Here is a 16,935-nt window from a genome sequence, read left to right on the forward strand (position 1 = left end):
ACGGACTAGTGGTCAAGCGGATGCGGGGTGACCGGGGCGGAGGTCTGCGGGCGGGTGGGGGTCGTCGGGTCGGCGGAGGCGGCGATCCTGAGCTGTGCGACGGTGGATCGGGTGCCGTCGGCGTTGGCGACGTTCGCCCAGCTGCCGACCTTGTCGACGCTCGTGACGAGGAGCGTCGAGACCTCGGCGATCGGCGCGACCGTGATCGTCGCCGACCGTCCGGAGGCGTCCGGGCAGACGACCTGGACCTCCCCGGTCCGGGTCCCGCAGGCGGGCAGCGCGTCGACCTCGGTCTTCAGGCTGTAGTCGCTCGGCACCCCGTCGGTGGGGACCCAGCGGTAGAGGAATCTGTCCACCCCGTCCTCGGCCGGTGCCTCGAAATGAATGGTGAACGGCCGGCCCACGGTGTAGCTCGCGGGGCTGGAGTCGTTCGTGATCGTCGGGAGGGTCGAGGGGCCGCTGTTGCGGACGGTGAAGTAGCACCACGGGGAGTCGTCCGACTGGAGACGATCGTCGTCCGCACGGGCCGACCAGGCGTAGCGACCGTCCGCCAGCGTTCCGGCGTCGAGCGTCATCGTGCGGTCCCAGCGGTCGGGCTCGACCGGTGTGGTGGCGAAGACGACCCTGGTCGAGCCCGGCGGGGCGTCGTGGCCGGTGCCGCCGCTGCTCGCGGTCACGACCTGGAAGCGCCCGTACATCGGATCGCCGTCGGGGTCGTGCATCGTCGCACGCAGGACGAGCGCTGTCCGGTTGGTCACCCAGGCGGGATCGGAGGCGACCCCGCAGCCGCGATCGGGCGTCGACATCACCACGTTCGTCGGCGACTCCGGCCTGCGGTCGTAGGTGACGGTCATCGAGGCCGAGGGATCGAACCGCTTCCACTGGCTGTGGTCGCCCTCATCCGGCGCCCGCAGTCCGAAGGTGATGGTGTCGGCGTTCGCGCCGGCGGCGACCTTCGCTCCTTCGGTGGCGTTCCACCCGACGTTCTTCTCGGGGCAGTCCGCCGCGCCGCGCCGCCCGGAGGCGTCGACGGTGTCGAGCTTCTGGATCCAGTTCCCGCCACCCGATTCGTTCCAGGTCGCGCCCTCGCGCATGCTGCCGGTCCACCAGAGCTCGACCGGTGTCGCGGTGCAGTTCCAGGACCAGATCTCGTGCGCGCTGAAGCTCGCGCTGATGATCTCCGCGCCCTTGATGCCCTCGGTGGGCATCAGGAAGAAGGACCGGGCGTTGCGGATGTCCCCCGCCGGATCGTCGACCGAGCCGACGGACTGCCCGCGGCCGTCGTTGCCCTGCCCGTCGAGGAACGAGGCGTTCGGCAGGTTGGACGCCACCCACCACGAGTGAGCGCGAGTGCCGGAGAAGTCCGGGTCGATGAAGACGGGATAGTCGAGGCCGGGAGTCGTGAGAACGGAGTCGACGTCCAGAGACAGCGAATCGCCCGTCGTGCTCGTCGGGACCGTGCTCGACTCGGGAGCGTCGCCCGTCGGCCGACTCCCCGCGTCGACGGAGGACGAGTCCCACCAGGTCGGCGCGCTCGCGACGAGGGCGGAGTCCCTCCCGTCGATCTCCGCCGAAAGGCCGCCGTCGGCCTCCCGAGAGACCTCGCCGCCGTCGAACTCGAAGCGGACGGTGTCGAGCTCCGGATTCGTGGCGGCCTCCGGCGTCTTCACGATCAGGACCTGCGACATCCCGACGTTGGTCGACGCGACCCGGAGGTCCACCTCGGGGAAGACGTCCTGGTACAGCGCCGTCGAGCCGTCCAGAACCGGGCTCGGCAATACGCCGTGCTCCCAGTTCATCGACAGCCAGGCGCCCGTCGCCGTCCGGATCTGCGCCAGCTTCCGATCACCGCCTCCCGAGAATCGGACGGGCACCGTGGCGACTGCGGGCTCGATCGCGCCATCGGCCGTCCGGGACATCGTGGTATCCACGTCGATCCACGTGCCGTTCCGCTCGACGCGCTGCGGCTCCGTGCTCGCGACGTACTGCATCGTGCCGTCGGGCAGGGCCGTCGTGATCTCGGTCGCGGTCGTCCTGCTGCTGACCACGACATCGTGGTCGAACGTCCTCGCGAGGGATGCGGCGTCGGCGTCGGTGGAGGCTTCAGCGGCATCGGCGGTCGCGGCGGCGACTCGCTCGACGGTGGGCGCCGTCGGGACCGCGCCGGCGACCGGTGCGAGGAGCGGGGCGACCAGGGCGGCGACGGCGAGGAGCGGCACGCGCCGCCCGCGGCTCCGATCGCCGGTCGCGCTCCCTCGGAACATCGTGTGCACCACTGCCCACTCCTGCCTGTCGACGGACAGGTGAGCGGACCTCACCTCGTCTCGGGTCGAGAGCCTGGCAGCCGACGCGCGAATCGCCTCTGAGGATCTTCGAAGCTGATCGGATCGGCAGTCGGGCGGCTCCCTGCTGGGGAGGCTCGGGAGAGCGCGCTACGCCAGTGCGGGAGCGGGCTCGGTCTCCGGACGGAGCGCTGTCGACCAGCGCGGCGCCCGCCGAAGCTGGCGCGTCGTGCGGGCCGCCGATGGCGCGTCCTGCGTCAGCAGCCGGTCGAGGAGATGACGTACCCGCCGCCCACGTAGGACGGTCCGTGGTAGCCCCAGGCGTTCAGGTCGGTCGCGTTCGTGACTCCGGCGACGAGGGCGGGTTGCGAGCGGCCGGAGTTGTCGAGGTTGCCGCCCCAGGCGTAGACGGTCGCGTTCGAGGCGAGCGCCAGGTAGGTGCCGTCCGTGCTGAACACCTTCGTCAGGGTGACGCCCGCGGGGATCGTCCTCGCCTCCGTGCGGTAGGCGTTGCCCGCGGGCTGCGCGGCGAAGAACTGGGCGACCGTTCCCGCCGTGGTGGCGTACACGCCGCCGGTGTAGCCCTCGTAGGTCCAGGCGTGGGTCGTCGCGAGGTTCTCGGCGCGCAGGATCCAGCCCGCGCCGCCGGGCGACGAGGTGAACGCGGCGCCCTGCGTCCACAGCTCGCCGGAGCCGGTGAGGGCGTAGACGGTGGACTGCCCGGCCTGGAACTCGACGATGTCCGCCGGAGCGCCGCCGAGGGCGGTGAGGGCGTGGCTGCCGTTCCAGGCGCTGACGCCCCCGTCGGCGCGGAGGATCCCGCCGCCGAAGGCGAGGACGCCGTTGGCTCGGCGGTAGCTCCAGGTGCTGATCGCCGACGCCCCGGCCGTGCCCGCGATGAGCGTGGCGGCGATCTGCTCGCCCGAGGTCGCGTTCGCCCACCAGTGCAGGCCGGTGCTCGTGAGGGCGTAGCTGTAGCCGTCGTTCGACTCCGCGGCGAGGACCGTGCCGGTGACGCCGGTCACCGCCACGACGGTGAGCGGCCCGGTGCCGGTCCCCGTGCGGTACCACTGGCGGACGGAGTCCGCTCCGGCTCCCGCGGCGATGCCACCGGCGGAGGTGTTGCCGGCCTGCACGCAGGTCCAGGTGTCGATGAACACCATGCCCGTCACCGCGGCTCCGGCGAACGTCAGGGTTCCGGGAGCAGTCACCGGGGCGCCGAGGTTCGCTCCCCAGTACCGCACCCGGCCGTCGGCGGTCAGCACGGCGGCGTTCCGGCCGGCGCTGGCGGCGAGCTCGTCGCCGGAGATGGCACCGTGGACGCCGTCGGCGACTCCGGGCACGACGGCGGTGGAGAACGTCGGCTGCTGGTTCGCGCCGCCGGGGGAGCGCGTGAGCTCCACCACCTGGCCGGGGCTCGCGGTCACCGTCCCCGGCGCGTAGGCGATCGCCGTGCCGTAGGTGGCCGTGATCGTGTAGGAGCCCGCGGACCCTGACGCGGCGAACGCCGGGACGGAGACGACGCCCTCCGTGCCGACCGCCACCACGGCGGAGGTCCCGCCGGCGGAGAAGCCGAGCCCGGGCGGGAGCGTGACGGTCACCGTGGCGCCCCTGGCCGCGGGAGACGTCCCGTCGAGGGCGCGGAAGAGCACGGTGCCGGCGGGCACGACGTCGCAGCGGACCGCCTCGAAGCCGGTCACGTCGAGCAGATCGGGCGGACCGACGGGCTCGGGCGGCGTCGAGGCGGCGGCGTGCGGCGCCGCGGTGACCAGGGCGACGGTGGGGATCGTCCAGGCGGCGGCCGCCACGATCGAGCGCCGGCGGAGTGGCGAGCCGGACGGGGAGGCGGGGTCGGCCATCAGGTTTCCTCGGGGGCGCGGAGGACGGCGTGGATTGCGCTGCCGTCCAGGATGAAGAGGGGACGCGCCGAGCATGGCAACGCAACCATCTCGCCGTCACTCTCGATCCCGAGATCAACCCCTGAAGGGGGTGCGGTCCGCCCGAGCTCGATGCGGGGTGGTCGTCCCCGGCTGATCGCAGCGTCTGCACGGCGCGGCCCTTCGGTAGGGTCGTCGCGTGAGCAACGAGACGAGCAGCTACGCCCGCGCGGGAGTCGACACGGCGGCCGGGGACCTCGCCGTCGAGCTGATGAAGGCGGCGGTGTCCGCCACCCACGACCGCAATGTGCTGGGGGGAGTGGGCGGGTTCGCCGGGCTCTACGACGTCTCGTTCCTCAAGGACTTCCGGGCGCCGCTGCTCGCGACCTCGACCGACGGCGTCGGCACGAAGGTCGCCATCGCGCAGGCGATCGACAAGCACGACACCATCGGGCAGGACCTCGTCGGCATGGTCGTCGACGACATCGTCGTGGTCGGCGCCCGCCCGCTCTTCATGACCGACTACATCGCCTGCGGCAAGGTCGTCCCCGCGCGGATCGCGGACATCGTCGCGGGGATCGCCCGCGCCTGCTCGGCCACCGGGACCGCGCTCGTCGGCGGCGAGACCGCCGAGCACCCTGGGCTCCTCGGCCCGGACGACTACGACGTGGCCGGTGCGGCCGTCGGCGCGGTCGAGGCGGACGCGGTGCGCGGCGCCGACCGGGTGCGCGACGGCGACCTGGTGATCGCGATGGCCTCCTCCGGGCTGCACTCCAACGGCTACTCGCTCGTGCGCCACATCCTCGCCGAGAAGGGGATCCGCTTCACCGACACCTCCGCCGAGCTCGGGGGCGTCGTGGGCGAGGTGCTGCTCGAGCCGACCCGCCTGTACACGGCGCCGCTGCTCCGCGTGCTCGAGGACGACGCGCTCGGCGCGGGCGTGCACTCGATCAGCCACGTGACCGGCGGCGGGATCGCGGCGAACCTGGCACGGGTGCTGCCGCGCGGCTCCTGGGTCGAGGTCGAGCGCTCGAGCTGGAGCCCGGCCGACGTGTTCCGGGCGCTCGCCGCGATGTCGGGGGCGACGCTGGAGAGCACCGAGGGCACCTGGAACCTCGGCATCGGGATGTTCGCCGTCGTCGACGCCGACGCGGCGCCCGCGGTCATCGCGGCGCTCGAGGCGTCGGGCGTGCCGTCCTGGGTCGCGGGCCGGGTGTCGCTGAGCGAGCGCTCGCTCGACGGCTTCGAGCAGGGCGCCAAGGGCGTCGACGGCGGCGCGGTGCGCCTGGTCGGCTCGTACGCGGGCTGACCGCGGGGCGGTCCGGCTCGACATTCGGCTCGTGAATCGGGCTTCGGCTCGTCGGAATCGGCTGATCGGGCGTGCCGGAGGTGTTTTCGAGTGCCGGAGGTTCTGGCGGAGGAGACCGTCGGCACGTCGAACGGGCCTCGGCTCGTGGAAGTCGGCCGGTTTGGCGTGCCGGAGCTGGATCCGCGTGCCGGAGGTTCCGGCGGAGGGGCTTGGGCACGTCGAACGGGCCTCGGCTCGTGGAAGTCGGCTGGTGTGGCGTGCCGGAGCTGGATCCGCGTGCCGGAGGTTCCGGCGGAGGGGCTTGGGCACGTCGAACGGGCCTCGGCTCGTGGAAGTCGACTGATGTGGCGTGCCGGAGCTGGATCCGCGTGCCGGAGGTTCCGGCGGAGGGGCTTGGGCACGTCGAACGGGCCTCGGCTCGTGGAAGTCGGCTGATGTGGCGTGCCGGAGCTGGATCCGCGTGCCGGAGGTTCCGGCGGAGGAGCTTGGGCACGTGGAACGCGGCTGGGCACGTGGAGATCGGCTGATTCTGCGTGCCGGAGATGGTCTCGCGTGCCGGAGGTCTGACGGAGAAGCTTCGGCACGCGGAACGGGTCTCGGCTCGCGAGTATCGGCTGGTCCGGCGTGCCGGAGGCGGTTTCGCGTGCCGGAGGTGGGGCGGCGATCGGGCCCGCGTCAGGCCGGGCGGTGGCGGCTCCGGGAGGGTCCCGCGCCCGGAGCAGCGGGCTGCGCGGCAGGGCGCCCGCGCTCGGGTGCGTGCGCCCGCTCCCAGGAGTGCTCGCGGCGGGTCAGCAGCCAGGAGCCCCAGGCGCAGAGCAGGAAGGCGGCCGCCGTGGCGAGGAGTGCGGTGATCCAGGTCGCGGCGTCCCGGCTGACGAGGAGGTTCGCGGCGAGGACCAGCACGCCGAACGCGGCGCCGACGCTCGTCCCGGCGATGAAGGCGCCGCTCCGACGGCTCATCGCGCGGACGGTGACCATGCCGGCGATCGCGCCGAGGCCTCCCACTGCGCCGAGGCCGGCGCCGGAGGCGACGCCCATCAGCATCCCGAAGCCGACCAGCGCGGACGGGTCGAGCGCTCCGGCGGCGAGCGCGCTCGGGAGGTAGAGGGCCAGGGCGACCGCGGCTCCGACTGCGCCGCCGACGAGGACGGCGCCGATCAGCAGTGCGGCGGTCACGGACATGATCCGGGCGACCGGGCGCGCGGATCCTTCGGGTTCGAACATCGCGGCTCCATCGACGCGGACCTGCGGGTCGTTCCGCGGGTGGACTTCGGACACTACGCCTCCGACAGCCCTCGCGGGGTCGGCGCGGCGGAGTCCTCGCGGTGCGGCCAGGTCCTCGGGGCCGACGCTCGGGAGCGGTGGCCGATGCTGCGTCCTGCGGCGTCGCGGAGTGAGTGACGCCGGTCCGGCGGCGCGGACACAGCGGCCCGGACACAGCCCCGCGGACTCAGCCCCGCCGACTCAGCGAGGGCTCAGCGCCGCAGGGTCTCGCTCGGCAGCTCGCCGAAGCGCTGGGTGTAGTGCTGGGCGAACCGGCCGCCACTGATGAATCCCCAGTGAGCAGCCACGTCGCCGACGACGAGGGTCTGCGGGCCGCCGGCGACGAGCTCGTCGTGGGCGAGGTCGAGGCGCACGCCGCGCAGGTACTGCCGCGGCGTCATCGAGTAGGCGCGCTGGAAGGCGAGCTGGACGCCGCGCACGGTCAGTCCGGCGGCGTCGGCGATGTCGGCGACGCCGAGCGGCAGGTCGGCGTTCGCGTGCACGAACTCGACCGCCCGTCGCAGCCGCCGGGCGCTGACCGAGTGAGGTGCGGAGGGCAGCGGGACGACCCGGTGCGCGAAGGCCTGCAGCACGGCCGCGGCGGCGACCTGCGACGCGGATTCGCGCTGCAGCGACGAGGGGGCCTTCACTCCGGTGAGCGTGTCGCGGAGCACCCGCACCGCCGCCCACCAGGGGGCGGGCGAGTGCGCGAGCGGGGCGAAGCGGATCGGGCCGGGCTCGGTGCCGTGCCGCTCGGCGGCGGCGCGCTCCAGGTAGGCGGAGTCGAAGTGGACCAGCGCGTCGCGGTACTCGCTCGTCTCGAAGCCGAACGGGCGGCCGGAGGGGAACATCGCCGGCCGGCCGGCGACCAGGCGGTTCTCGTCGCGGCCGAGGTCGAGGCTCGCGCGCCCCTCGTTGAGCCAGAGCACGATGTAGACGCCGGTGGGCTCGACCGTGCCGCGGACCGAGCCGAGGAAGGAGGCGGCGTGCAGGCTCACGGGGCCCGGGCCGGTCGACGCGTAGCGGTAGGCGAACGGGACGCGGGTGTGCTCGGCGCGGAAGCCCGACCCGTTGTAGCCGCGGGAGTAGAACGCGCGCGCCTCGTCGAGGTCGCGGCCGCGCGTCTCCGAGTGCCACACGGGCGACGGCGCGGACGCGGGCTTCATCTCGACATCCTGGCAGCGACGACCGACATCGAGCGCGCCCGGGCGGTCGGCGCGCTCACGAGCCGAGCCCCCGGTCCAGCCAGAACAGCCCGAGCGCGGCGACGTCGGAGGTGCCGACGATCGCGCCGGAGCGGACCATCGCCGCCACCTCGGCGTCCGGGAACCACTGCTGCCGCATGTCCTGCTCGGTCTCCTCGCGCTCGGGCTCGCCGTGCTCGAGGTCCTCGGCGAGGAAGACGTCGAACGACTGCGCGACGAACCCGTCGGCCTCGCTGAGCCGGCCGAGCGGTCGGAGTCGTCCGGCGCGCAGGCCGGTCTCCTCGCGCAGCTCGGCACGCGCGAGCGCCTCGGCGTCGCCGCCGGGCGAGTCGTGCGGCCAGCCGCCGGACGGGAACTCCCAGGTGCGGCGGCCGATCGGGTAGCGGTACTGCTCGACCAGCCAGAAGCCGTCGCGCTCGCGCGGGACGATCAGCGCGTAGTCGGCGCGCTCGACGACGGAGTAGACGCCTTCGACGCCGCCGGGCCAGCGCACCTCGTCCTCGCGGACGCGGATCCACGGGGTCTCATAGGCGACACGGGTGGAGAGCTGCTCGACGCGGCCGTGCTGCCCGGACTGCTCCGGGAACGGAGACTGCTCCGGGAACGCTGGCTGCTCCGGGAACGCGGACCGCTCCGGGAACGCAGAAGCCGCGGGGTCGCTCGACTGGAGCGGCCCCGCGGCGGAGGAGGGATCAGGCACGCTTCTGGTGCTGCTCCTCGACGAGGTCGGTGTCGTCGCCCTCGTCCTCATCGTCGATCCACTTCGAGTAGTCCGGCTCGTCCGGGTGGCTGAGCTCGCGCTCGAGCGCACTGTAATCGACCGTTGGGCTGAACGACTTCAGCTCCCGAGCGATCTTGGTGTTCTTTGCCTTCTGACGGCCGCGCCCCATGGGTGACCCCCTCACGATGACAGGCCAGACGGGCGGTGAGCCGGCTGGAGAAAAAGAAGCAGACAGGAAGTATGAAATCTAGCCGGTAGTTTAGCAGACGAGGCACCGGCCCCCCTGTGCGCGAGCAGCGGAGTGAGCGGCGCCTCCCGACCGCGTGGGGAGCACCGTGGACAGTGCGCTCGATCCGCGGCCCGTCGTCGTGGTCGGCGCCGGTCAGGCGGGGCTCTCGGTCGCCTACTACCTCCGCCGTCTGGGCCTGCGCCCGGGCGTCGACTTCGCCGTCCTGGACCGCGGGCCGCGCGCCGGCGGTGCCTGGCAGTTCCGCTGGGAGGCGCTCCGGCTCGGCTCCGCGCACCGCGTGCACGACCTGCCCGGGATGGACCGGCTCGGCCTGTCCTTCGCGACCGCGGACCGCCGCCGGCCCGCGCGCGACGTCGTCACGGAGTACTACGAGGCCTACGAGAGCGCCTACGAACTCGCCGTCCGGCGGCCGGTGGCGGTGCGCGGCGTCAGCAGTGCGACGATCGGCGACAGGACGGCACCGCTCGTCGTGGAGACCGACGCCGGCAGCGAGCGCGCCCGGATCCTCGTCAACGCCACCGGGACCTGGGGTTCGCCGTTCCTGCCGTACTACCCGGGCCGGGACGACTTCGAGGGCGTCCAGATCGACACGACCGAGTACCTGCGCGCCGCCGACTTCGCCGGGCAGCAGGTGATCGTGGTCGGTGGCGGGACCTCCGCGATCGGCTTCCTCCTCGAGCTGGAGCGGGTCGCGCGCTCGCTGACCTGGGCGACGCGGCGACCGGTGGTCTACCGGGACGGCGAGCAGCTCGCGCTGGAGTCGGCGGTGGAGGCGGTGGCGGAGCAGGACCGCGCGGCGCGGGCCGGCCGCGCGCTGCCGAGCATCGTCGGCGGCACCGGGGTGCAGCGCACGCGCCGGGTCGTGGCGGGCATCGAGCGCGGCGTGCTGCACGAGCGCGGCATGTTCTCCTCGATCGAGCCGCACGGGGTGCGCTGGCCGGACGGCTCCTACACCCGCGCCGACGCGATCATCTGGGCGACGGGATTCCGGCCGGAGCTGCGGCACCTCGCGCCGCTCGGCCTGCGCGAGCGCGAGGGAGGGGTCGCGGTCGAGGACGGCGCGTCGCTCACGGACCCCCGGGTCTTCTTCGCGGGCTACGGGCCGACGGCGTCGACGATCGGCGCGAACCGCTCCGGCCGGCTGATCGCTCGCGCGGTCGTGGCGCGGCTGTCCTGACGGCGGCGCGGCCCGGTGAGGCGGCGCCCTTGCATGCTGGTCGAGTAGCCCCGGAGGGGCGTATCGAGACCCGCCGTCGTCAGGATGATGGTCTGCAGGGTCTGCGTCCTGATGGTGGTGGATCTCGATACGCCCGCTGCGCGGGCTACTCGATCAGCAAAGGGGGCGGCGCGGGCCGCTCGTTCGGCGAGGGCCGCTGGGGCGGCAGGAAGAGCGGAGCATCCGCCGCTCAGTGGGCGTCGCGCCAGTCGATGGGGACGACGGAGCCGCGGTAGCGGATCCCGTCGACGCGGATCGAGCCGGCGAGGGGCGGGGTGATCGGGGCGACGACGAGCGTCGAGCCGCCGGGGGCGAGGCCGAGGGCGGCGGAGAGCACGGCGATCGAGGCGGCGGCCGACCAGGCCTGCGGGCGGCAGGCGGCGGGGTACGGCACGGGGGCCGCCACCTCGGCGGCGGCGTCGCCGGAGTGCAGCTCGGGCATCCGGTAGCCGAAGCCCTCGGCAGCGGCGAGCAGTCCGCGGGAGAGGGCGGTCGCCTCCGCGCCGAAGCCCTCGCGGGCGAGCCCGGTCACGGCGATCGCGGTGTCGTGGGCCCAGACCGAGCCGCCGTGGTACGAGAGCGGCCAGTAGCCGCCGGAGCCGGTCGACAGGGTGCGCAGCCCGTAGCCCGAGTCGAGCTCGGGGGAGCCGAGCAGCTGCGCCACGCGGGCCGCCTGCTCCTGCTGCAGGATCCCGGTGCCGAGCAGGTGCCCGATGTTGCTGGTGACGGTGTCGACCGGGCGCTTGGCCGCGTCCAGCGCGATCGCGGGGTGCCCGCCGTCGGCGTCGTCGATCCAGAAGGCGCCGGTGAAGCGGTCCTTGAGCGCGGCGGCGTACGCGCGCCACTCCGCTCCGTCGCGGCCGAAGTGCTCGAGCAGCGCCGCACCGCCGACCGCCGCCTCGTGGGCGTAGGCCTGCACCTCGCAGAGCGCGATCGGCCCGTCGGCGAGGCTGCCGTCGCGCCACTGGATCGAGTCGCCCGAGTCCTTCCAGCCCTGGTTCGCGAGGCCGTGGCCGGTGGTGTCGACGTACTCGAGGAATCCGTCGCCGTCGGAGTCGCCCTCGTCGCGGAGCCAGCGCAGCGCGGCCTCGAGCGCCGGCAGCAGCGCCTCGACCTCCTCGTCCGCGAGACCCCAGCGCCAGGCGTCGTGCAGCAGGCAGACCCAGAGCGCGGTCGCGTCGACGGTGCCGAAGTAGAGCGGCGGCAGCGAGACGCCCTCGCCCGGGATCTCGAGGGTCGTCGAGCGCAGCTCGTGCATGATCTTGCCCGGCTGCTCGGCCGTCTCGGCGACGTGCTCGGTGCCCTGAAGCCCCGCGAGGACCCGCAGGGTGGAGGCGGCCAGCTCGGTGCCGAGCGGGAGGAGCATCCGCGCCGCCCAGATCGAGTCGCGGCCGAAGAGCGTGAAGAACCAGGGCGCGCCGGCGGCGAGGAACGGCGCGTCCGGCCGCTCCAGGGTCACCATCCGCAGCGCGTCCAGGTCGTCGAGGGCGGCGCGGCACCAGGCGGCGAGGCGCGAGTCGCCGGCCTCGACGGTCGCGCCCGCCCACTCCGCGGGGCCGGGGGCGGCGCCGACGACGGCCGCGGAGTCGGTCATCGCGATGCTCCAGGCGACCTCGACCGAGCCGCGGGCCGGGACGACGACGTCCCAGGAGAGCGTCCCGCCGGGGGAGACCACGGCGCCCTCGGCGCGGACCTCGGCGCGGGCGCCCGCGTGCGTCCAGACCAGGGAGGAGCCGTCGACGGCGGTCGCCACCGCGGTCTCGTCGCGCAGCCCGGCCTTCACCACGTGCACGAGCGAGAAGTCGGGGTCGAGCGCGAGCTCGACGGTGGTGGCGACGGAGTCGGGCAGCGCCGACTCGAGCCGGATCCGCTCCTCGAGCCGGCCGGGGGTGACCGTGCGGAGGCGCACGACGCGCAGGCGCGGGTCGGCGGCGTCGTCGTCGAGGTGGCGCGCGAGGGCGGTGAAGCGGGCGGAGGAGGCGCCGTCGCGGCCGACCGCGATCGACTCGAGCGGCTCGCCGCCGACGAGCAGGCGCAGGCCCGCCAGGACGCGGACGTCGCCGTGGTAGAGCCCGTGCGCGGGCAGCGCGCCGAGCTCGCCGGCGTCGTCGCTCCAGAGCTGGGTGGGCGCCCGGAGCAGGACGACGGCGTCGTTCAGCAGGGGCTGCCGGGGCGGGCGGGGGTGGTCGTCGTGGTCGGTCGTCACGGTCGACTCCTCACTGGATCGTCGGTACTGGAGCGTACGGCCGGTTGACAGCGCCGTCGCCGCAGGTAACATTACCCAGGAATTTGATCGATCAAATAACTCGGCCCGCGGGGATTTGAACGATCAAGCCCGAGCACCGCACCACCGCACACCCGTCGAGGAGGACGCATGGCACTGCCGACCGTCGAGGACGTCGCCCGCGCAGCCGGTGTCTCGCGCCAGACCGTCTCGAACGTGCTGAACAGCCCGCAGATCGTGCGCGAGAGCACGCGGGAGCGGGTGGAGAAGGCGATCGGCGACCTCAACTACCGGCCGCACGCCTCCGCCCGGCGCCTCCGCACCCGCAAGTCGGGGACGATCGGCGTCCGGATGGACCGGGTGCTCGACGGCGTCTCCGGCAGCCTCCTCGACCGCTTCCTGCACGCCGTCACCGAGCAGGCCGACGCCCGCGGCATGCGGATCCTGCTCTACACGGCGGCGAGCCCCGAGGAGGAGATCGAGCGGATCGGCAAGCTCCGCGACGGCGCCGACGTCGACGCCTTCGTGCTCACCTCGACCTTCTACGGCGACCGGCGCACGGCCTGGCTGATCGAGCAGGGCGTGCCGTTCGTCACCTTCGGGCGCCCCTGGGGGCTCGACGACCAGGGCGACCCGCAGCACCTCTGGGTCGACGTCGACGGCGCCGCGGGCGTCGCGCAGGCCACCGCGCATCTCGCCGACGAGGGCTGCTCCCGGATCGCCTTCTTCGGCTGGCCGGACGGCTCGGCGACCGGCGACGACCGCCGCAGCGGCTGGGAGCGGGTGATGGCGGAGCGCTTCGCCGACGTGCCGCTGCTCGTCGCGGAGGCCGAGGACGACGTGCAGCGCGCGCGCTCCGCCGCGATCGCCTTCCTCGAGGCGCACCCCGAGGTCGACGGGCTCGTCTGCGTCTCCGACTCCCTCGCCCTCGGCGCCTCGATGGCGGCTGTCGCGGTCGGCCGGCCGAGCCTCGCGATCGTCGGCTTCGACAACACCCCGGTCGCCGGCGCCGTCGGCCTCTCCAGCGTCGAGCAGGACCTCGGCGCCGTCGCGGCCGGCGCCCTCGAGCTCCTCCTCGGTGAGCAGGGCGACGACGTCGTCCACCGCCCCCTCGCACCCGGGGAGGCGCACCGCCTCATCACGCCGCACCTCGTCGTGCGCACCCCGCTCCACCACTCCGAGAGCTGACGCCGCACACCGGGCGCCACCTTCCCCCACGACTCCCCACGACTCCCTCCCGAAACCCATGAAAGGTCAGAACATGACGCACAGCACCAGAACGGCACGCTGGGGTGCCGCGGTCCTCGCCGGCGGCCTCGCCCTCTCCCTCGGCGCCTGCTCGAGCGGCGGCGGCGGATCGGACGACTCCGCCGGGCTCACCGTGATGATCGGCTCGTCCGGCGACGCCGAGACCACCGCCGTCACCGACGCCGTGAACTCCTGGGGCGAGGCGAACGACACCGCCGTCGACGTCGTCGCGGCCAGCGACCTCACCCAGCAGCTCGGCCAGGGCTTCTCGGGCGGCAACCCGCCCGACCTCTTCTACATGAGCTGGCACCAGTTCCAGACCTACGCGAGCAACCGCTACCTCGAGCCCTACGCGCAGGACGCGGACGACGCCGACGCCTTCTACCCGGCGCTGCGCGACGCCTTCACCTACGACGACCAGTTCTACTGCGAGCCCAAGGACTTCTCGACGCTGGGCCTCGTGATCAACACCGACCTCTGGGCGGCCGCGGGCCTGACCGACGCGGACGTCCCGACCGACTGGGCGTCGCTCCAGTCCGCCGCGCAGAAGCTCACCGCGAACGGCGTGACCGGGCTGTCCTTCGGCCCCGAGTACGCCCGCATCGGCACCTTCATGAACCAGGCCGGCGGCTCGCTGCTCTCCGAGGACGGCACCACCGTCACCGCGGACACCCCCGAGAACGTCGCGGGCCTCACCGAGGTGAAGACCCTGCTGAGCGACGGCGTGCTGAAGTTCCCGGCCGACCTCGACTCCGGCTGGTCCGGGGAGGCGTTCGGCAAGGGCGCGGCCGCGATGGTGATCGAGGGCCCGTGGATCAACGGCGCGCTCGAGGCCGACTACCCGGACGTGAACTACACGGTCGCCGAGCTGCCCGCGGGCCCCGTCGGCAAGTCGACCTTCACCTTCAGCAACTGCTGGGGCATCCCGGCCGGCAGCACCACCGCCGACCAGGCCGAGTCGCTCGTCGCGTCGCTCACCTCGGACGAGCAGCAGCTCGCCTTCTCGGACGCGTTCGGCGTGATCCCGTCGACCGAGTCGGGCGCCGCGGAGTACGCGAGCAAGTACCCCGAGAACGCCGCCTTCGTCACCGGCAACGACTACGCCGTCAGCCCGGTCGCCTTCGCCGGCGCCGCCACCGTGATCACCGACTTCAACTCGGCCCTCGAGGGCCTGGCGTCGGGCGACCCGGAGGCGATCCTCGCGGACCTGCAGACCAACCTGCAGGACGCGCTCGACACCGCGAACGCGAAGTAGCGCGGGACGACGCCGATGAGCACCGCCACCGCCGCCCGGAGCCGCCGCTCCGGTATCCGCGGGAACGAGGCCCGCTACGGCTGGCTGTTCACCCTCCCCGCGATCCTCGTCGTCGGCGTCTTCCTGGTCGTCCCGATCGCCCTCGCGCTCTGGGTGAGCGTCAGCAACTGGAACGGCCTCGGCTCGCCGCTGGGCCCGACCGCGCAGTTCGTCGGCACCGACAACTACCGGGCGGTGCTGCTGGACTCCGGGCTGGCGCAGAAGGACTTCGGCACGGCGATCCGCAACAACGTCTACTACGTGCTGCTCGTCGTGCCGCTGCAGACCGCGCTCGCGCTGTTCCTGGCGGTGCAGGTCAACCGCCGGGTGCTGCGCGGGCGCGGCTTCTTCCGCACCGCGTTCTACTTCCCGTCGGTGACCTCGTCGATCGCGATCACCGTGATCTTCCTGTTCCTCTTCTCGGCCTCCGGAGTCATCAACGCGGTGCTCGGCTGGTTCGGCGCCGACGGCCCGACCTGGATGGCGGACCCGACCGGGGTGCTGCACTCGCTGCTCGGACTCGTCGGCGTCGACGGCAGCTGGTTCGCCGGCGGCGCTCCGCTGGGGCTGACCTGGTGGGACTGGCTGTCCGGTCCGTCGGTCGCGATGTGCGTGCTGATCACCATGGCGATCTTCACCACCTCGGGCACCTTCATGCTGCTGTTCCTCGCGGCGCTGCAGAACATCGGCGCCGAGATCGACGAGGCGGCGCTGATGGACGGCGCGGGGCCGCTGCGGAAGTTCTTCTCGGTGACGCTGCCGATGCTGAAGCCGACGCTGTTCACCGTGCTCACCCTGGGGCTGATCGGCACCTGGCAGGTGTTCGACCAGATCTACCTGACCGGAGGCGGCGCACCCGGCAAGACGCTGCTCACGCCGGCGTACCTCGCCTACGAGTCGTCGTTCACGGACCTCCGCTGGGGCCAGGGCGCGGCGATCGCCTTCATCCTGTTCTTCATCATCGTCGTCCTGACGCTGCTGCAGCGCGCGATCCTCCGCGAGAAGGGCGAGCCGAGCGCCCGCCGGACCCGCCGGGCCGCCCGCGCGGACGCCGCGACGACCCTCACGACGGGAGGAGTGCGATGAGCACCCTGGTCGACTCCGAGCCGCGCACCGAGGCGGAGCCGCCGCCCCAGGCGCCGCTGCCGCACCGCCGCGTGCAGCTCGGTGCCCGCGGCCGCGCCTCGCTGATCGGCGGCTACCTGCTGCTGATCGGCCTCGCCCTGGTCTACATCTACCCGTTCCTGATCTCGGTGGCGTCGTCGTTCAAGACCGACGCCGACGCGACCTCGAACCCGCTGTCGCTGCTGCCGGCGACCTGGTCGTTCGCCTCCTACGAGCGGCTGTTCACCGACGTGCCGCTGCCGCTCTGGACGCTGAACTCGGTGATCGTCACCGTCTTCGTCACGGTCGGGCGGGTGTTCTTCGACTCGCTCGCGGGCTACGCGCTCTCGCGGCTGCGCTTCCGCGGTCGCGGGCTGCTCTTCGCGCTGTTCATCGGCGTGATGAGCGTGCCGGCGGTGGTGCTGCTGATCCCGCGGTTCCTCATCCTCAAGCAGCTCGGGCTCTACGACAGCTACGCGGGGATGATCGTGCCGCTGATCGTCGACGCGGCGGGCATCTTCATCATGAAGCAGTTCTTCGACTCGATCCCCCTGTCGATCGAGGAGGCCGCCCGGATCGACGGGGCGGGCGTCTTCCGGACCTTCCGCTCGATCGTGGTGCCGATGGCGCGGCCGGCGATCGTGACGCTGTTCATCCTGTCGTTCCAGGGCTCGTGGAACGAGTTCTCGCACTTCGTCGTCTCGCGGCAGTCGCCGGAGCTGAACACGCTGACGACCGGAGTCGCCTCGCTGGTCTCCGGGCAGCTGGGCACCGGCAACCAGTACCCGCTGCAGCTCGCGGCGGCGGTGCTGATGTCGATCCCGGTCGCGGTGCTCTTCTTCGTCTTCCAGCGGCGGATCATGAACACCACGGAGGGCGCGGAGAAGGGCTGACGCCGAGGGCGCGCACGGCGCGCTGTGCTTCCGGGTCTCGATACGCCGC

13 protein-coding genes are annotated in these 16,935 nt (G+C 73.1%); 6 read left to right on the plus strand and 7 right to left on the minus strand.

Annotation, left to right across the window (positions count from 1 at the left end; all coding sequences use genetic code 11):
* Window positions 1–5: 5 nt before the first annotated feature.
* Both EDF43_RS10060 and EDF43_RS10065 read right to left on the minus strand, forming a co-directional pair.
* Window positions 6–2,276 (minus strand): hypothetical protein, encoded by a 2,271-nt coding sequence (locus EDF43_RS10060; RefSeq protein ID WP_132436583.1) that lies wholly within the window; start codon window positions 2,274–2,276, stop codon window positions 6–8.
* 263 nt (window positions 2,277–2,539) lie between these two features.
* Entirely contained in the window at window positions 2,540–4,141 is a 1,602-nt protein-coding gene (locus EDF43_RS10065) for a hypothetical protein (RefSeq protein WP_132436585.1), read from the minus strand.
* Window positions 4,142–4,358: 217 nt separating this feature from the next.
* Here EDF43_RS10065 and purM point away from each other — a divergent pair, with 217 nt between their 5' ends.
* Window positions 4,359–5,468, plus strand: a complete 1,110-nt coding sequence (gene purM / locus EDF43_RS10070) for a phosphoribosylformylglycinamidine cyclo-ligase (RefSeq protein WP_123737669.1) — start codon at window positions 4,359–4,361, stop codon at window positions 5,466–5,468.
* Between the two features lie 675 nt (window positions 5,469–6,143).
* Here purM and EDF43_RS10075 read toward each other — a convergent pair.
* From EDF43_RS10075 to EDF43_RS10090, 4 genes are all read right to left on the minus strand, one after another.
* Complete coding sequence (locus EDF43_RS10075) at window positions 6,144–6,692, minus strand: hypothetical protein (protein WP_132436587.1); 549 nt, start codon at window positions 6,690–6,692, stop codon at window positions 6,144–6,146.
* Window positions 6,693–6,943: 251 nt separating this feature from the next.
* Window positions 6,944–7,897: a helix-turn-helix transcriptional regulator gene (locus EDF43_RS10080; RefSeq protein WP_132436589.1), complete on the minus strand. Its 954-nt coding sequence runs from the start codon at window positions 7,895–7,897 to the stop codon at window positions 6,944–6,946.
* Window positions 7,898–7,952: 55 nt separating this feature from the next.
* Window positions 7,953–8,636: an NUDIX hydrolase gene (locus EDF43_RS10085; RefSeq protein WP_243646272.1), complete on the minus strand. Its 684-nt coding sequence runs from the start codon at window positions 8,634–8,636 to the stop codon at window positions 7,953–7,955.
* On the minus strand, window positions 8,629–8,826 hold the full coding sequence (locus EDF43_RS10090) for a DUF3073 domain-containing protein (protein WP_123448069.1): 198 nt from the start codon (window positions 8,824–8,826) through the stop codon (window positions 8,629–8,631). Before EDF43_RS10090 ends, EDF43_RS10085 begins: the two co-directional genes overlap by 8 nt.
* A gap of 166 nt (window positions 8,827–8,992) precedes the next feature.
* On the opposite strand from EDF43_RS10090, the gene EDF43_RS10095 reads away from it, so the two are divergent.
* Window positions 8,993–10,084 (plus strand): NAD(P)-binding domain-containing protein, encoded by a 1,092-nt coding sequence (locus tag EDF43_RS10095; protein ID WP_243646273.1) that lies wholly within the window; start codon window positions 8,993–8,995, stop codon window positions 10,082–10,084.
* Window positions 10,085–10,313: 229 nt separating this feature from the next.
* Here the strand turns inward: EDF43_RS10095 and EDF43_RS10100 are convergent, their stop codons facing one another.
* Window positions 10,314–12,329 (minus strand): glycogen debranching N-terminal domain-containing protein, encoded by a 2,016-nt coding sequence (locus EDF43_RS10100; protein WP_243646274.1) that lies wholly within the window; start codon window positions 12,327–12,329, stop codon window positions 10,314–10,316.
* 168 nt (window positions 12,330–12,497) lie between these two features.
* On the opposite strand from EDF43_RS10100, the gene EDF43_RS10105 reads away from it, so the two are divergent.
* The 4 genes from EDF43_RS10105 (at window position 12,498) to EDF43_RS10120 (ending at window position 16,886) form a co-directional block, all read left to right on the plus strand.
* Window positions 12,498–13,535, plus strand: coding sequence for a LacI family DNA-binding transcriptional regulator (locus tag EDF43_RS10105; protein WP_132436597.1), 1,038 nt, complete (start codon window positions 12,498–12,500; stop codon window positions 13,533–13,535).
* Between the two features lie 73 nt (window positions 13,536–13,608).
* Window positions 13,609–14,850 carry an extracellular solute-binding protein gene (locus EDF43_RS10110; RefSeq protein WP_132436599.1) on the plus strand — a complete coding sequence of 414 codons (1,242 nt, stop codon included), beginning with the start codon at window positions 13,609–13,611 and terminating at the stop codon, window positions 14,848–14,850.
* A gap of 15 nt (window positions 14,851–14,865) precedes the next feature.
* Window positions 14,866–15,975 carry a sugar ABC transporter permease gene (locus EDF43_RS10115; RefSeq protein ID WP_132436601.1) on the plus strand — a complete coding sequence of 370 codons (1,110 nt, stop codon included), beginning with the start codon at window positions 14,866–14,868 and terminating at the stop codon, window positions 15,973–15,975.
* Window positions 15,972–16,886 (plus strand): carbohydrate ABC transporter permease, encoded by a 915-nt coding sequence (locus EDF43_RS10120; protein ID WP_123706320.1) that lies wholly within the window; start codon window positions 15,972–15,974, stop codon window positions 16,884–16,886. The genes EDF43_RS10115 and EDF43_RS10120 overlap by 4 nt, the downstream gene beginning before the upstream one ends.
* The last annotated feature ends 49 nt before the right edge of the window (window positions 16,887–16,935 follow it).

This window comes from Rathayibacter sp. PhB179 (genome assembly GCF_004345345.1).
GTDB classification, from domain to species: domain Bacteria; phylum Actinomycetota; class Actinomycetes; order Actinomycetales; family Microbacteriaceae; genus Rathayibacter; species Rathayibacter festucae.

What these genes read in the sequence shown, in the direction of transcription:
- EDF43_RS10065 (WP_132436585.1), bottom strand. Translation starts at nt 4,141, where the DNA reads ATGGCCGACCCCGCCTCCCCGTCCGGCTCGCCACTCCGCCGGCGCTCG.
- EDF43_RS10075 (WP_132436587.1), bottom strand. Translation starts at nt 6,692, where the DNA reads ATGTTCGAACCCGAAGGATCCGCGCGCCCGGTCGCCCGGATCATGTCC.
- EDF43_RS10080 (WP_132436589.1), bottom strand. Translation starts at nt 7,897, where the DNA reads ATGAAGCCCGCGTCCGCGCCGTCGCCCGTGTGGCACTCGGAGACGCGC.
- EDF43_RS10090 (WP_123448069.1), bottom strand. Translation starts at nt 8,826, where the DNA reads ATGGGGCGCGGCCGTCAGAAGGCAAAGAACACCAAGATCGCTCGGGAG.
- EDF43_RS10105 (WP_132436597.1), top strand. Translation starts at nt 12,498, where the DNA reads ATGGCACTGCCGACCGTCGAGGACGTCGCCCGCGCAGCCGGTGTCTCG.
- EDF43_RS10110 (WP_132436599.1), top strand. Translation starts at nt 13,609, where the DNA reads ATGACGCACAGCACCAGAACGGCACGCTGGGGTGCCGCGGTCCTCGCC.
- EDF43_RS10115 (WP_132436601.1), top strand. Translation starts at nt 14,866, where the DNA reads ATGAGCACCGCCACCGCCGCCCGGAGCCGCCGCTCCGGTATCCGCGGG.
- EDF43_RS10120 (WP_123706320.1), top strand. Translation starts at nt 15,972, where the DNA reads ATGAGCACCCTGGTCGACTCCGAGCCGCGCACCGAGGCGGAGCCGCCG.